Origin of the sequence: Amycolatopsis pithecellobii (genome assembly GCF_009707865.1) — a bacterium.
GTDB classification, from domain to species: Bacteria; Actinomycetota; Actinomycetes; order Mycobacteriales; family Pseudonocardiaceae; genus Amycolatopsis_E; species Amycolatopsis_E pithecellobii.
The window spans coordinates 1-1,242 of the sequence record NZ_WMBA01000144.1 but is presented as its reverse complement, the minus strand read 5'-3'; the positions used below and the strand labels follow the sequence as shown (position 1 = coordinate 1,242).

The following is a 1,242-nucleotide window of genomic DNA, read 5'->3' as shown; positions in this document are numbered from 1 at the left end:
TTGATTCGGGGAGTGTGCCGGGTTCTGCGGTTACCGGCACTCCGTTGACCAGTTGGGTGTAGATTTCCCATAGTTCGGTGAAAACTGCGGTGAGGTGCCGGCCGTCCAGGGTCGCGTGGTTGGCGCGAAGGGCGATCGCGCCGTGGTGTTCGCCGTCCTCGATGAGGAGGAGTTTCGCCATTTCCTTGCGAGCGTCACAGGGTATGCCGACCTCCTGCAGGAGAGTTCTCTCGTCACCGCTGAGAACCGTCATGGGGGGTCGATGATCCGGGTCTGCTCGGAGGAACCAGTGGTCGTGTTCGAAGACGGTGCGTGCTCGTAACACCGGATGTCGCTCACAGAGCACGTCAAACGCCTGTTCCAGGGCGGATCGGTCGACTCGGCCCGTGTAGTTGACAGCGTACGCAGGTGTGTACGCCAGTTTGGTGATCTCGATGTCGTCCAATTCGCGTTGCATATCCGTGCGGTCTCCAAGGGGTTGGTCTTTGTTTGGTTCATTCCTGTGTCAGTCGGTGGCGTTCCCACGTCTGCGGTACGCGTCGAGCGCGTTCCACCATCGGTTTCCCGATCAGCTTGTCGTCCAAGGCCGTGACCGACCCGCCATCAGCTTCCGCCAGTACTGCGCGGGCGTGGTCTGCTTCGTGGTCACTGGGGTGAAGACGTCGTTCACCAGGCGGACCTGTTGCGGATGTGGGCAGATACGGCCGGTGAAGCCGAGTGTTCGGGCATGGATCGAGTCTTGCCGGAGAATCTCTTGGTCGGTGAGAGACGTCGTCGCTCCGTCCAAAGGGGCCGGCGATCTCGGCGGCCGCCGGCGCCGTGATGATGGCCGATCTCGCCTGTAGTAGTGCCGGCCATGACGAGCCGTCAGCGCCAAGGTCCAATGCCATGTCGCCGTTGCCGATCGTTCGTTACTGCGTGCACATCTGCAGCGCTCCGTGCCTTCGGCAGCATCACCGGACTGTGGTACTCCTGCACCATCTTGAGGTCTTCCTCGAACCATTCGGTGCCGAGTCCGTTGATCCGAACAACGACCGTCGCGTCGTTCGCTCCATTCTTGCGCATGTTCCCGAGCGTTTCCCTCGGGAGCGTCGGCGACCCCGTCTTCCAAATCGATGACTATCGCATCGACGCCACTGCGGTAAGCTTTCTCGAACAATTCCGGGCGATACGCCGGCACGAACAGCACACTACAGGCCTCGACGACTCCGGTCGCGCTGCGAAACATCAATACTCCAATGA

The 1,242-nt window shown here is 61.0% G+C and carries 1 protein-coding gene and 1 pseudogene; both read right to left on the bottom strand.

Features of this window, described 5'->3' with window-relative positions:
• Positions 1-445 (bottom strand): hypothetical protein (locus GKO32_RS37825; RefSeq protein ID WP_208024670.1); only part of this gene is annotated, 445 nt, incomplete at its 3' end.
• A 422-nt stretch (positions 446-867) separates the two neighbouring features.
• Positions 868-1,228: pseudogene (locus GKO32_RS40730) on the bottom strand (aldolase/citrate lyase family protein).
• Positions 1,229-1,242: the final 14 nt, after the last annotated feature.